Consider the following 513-nt stretch of genomic DNA (forward strand, 5'->3'; position numbering starts at 1 on the left):
TGAACATGCCGAACATGTCGGAGTTGTAGACCACGCTGCCGTCGGTACCGGGGAAGCGGTAGCACAGGAAGTCGGTATCCGGCGTCTTCTTGGCGGCGACGAATTCGCCCTTGGCCCAGTCACCCATCACCTGCACCAGCGCATCACCCTTGATGACCATGGCGGTTGCGAGATTCCAGTCGCGGCCCGAGAAGTTCGGGTCGACATACTTGATGATCGTCGCCAGATTATCGAACGACTTCTTCATCGTGTCGGACTTCAGCGATTCCTCGTCGAGATCGTTGAAGGCCTTCTTGTAGAATTCCGGCCCGCCGGTCGACAGCACGATGGAATCGAACATCGTCGCTTCCTGCCAGTTCTGGCCACCGAGCGCCAGCGGGATGACGCCTGCGGCCTTCGCCTTGTCGAGTAGCGCGATCAGATCCTCGAAGGTCTTCGGCTCAGTGCCGCCGATCTTGTCCATCACCGCCTTGTTGATCCACAGCCAGTTGACCGAGTGGACGTTGACGGGGG

1 protein-coding gene is annotated in these 513 nt (G+C 59.5%); it reads right to left on the reverse strand.

The annotated features are described in order from the left end of the window. The coding region (locus tag FY112_RS00080; protein ID WP_151517328.1) for an ABC transporter substrate-binding protein at positions 1-513 on the reverse strand (513 nt) is incomplete at both ends.

The organism is Rhizobium sp. PEPV16 (assembly GCF_008919455.1).
Taxonomy (GTDB): Bacteria; Pseudomonadota; Alphaproteobacteria; order Rhizobiales; family Rhizobiaceae; genus Rhizobium; species Rhizobium leguminosarum_Q.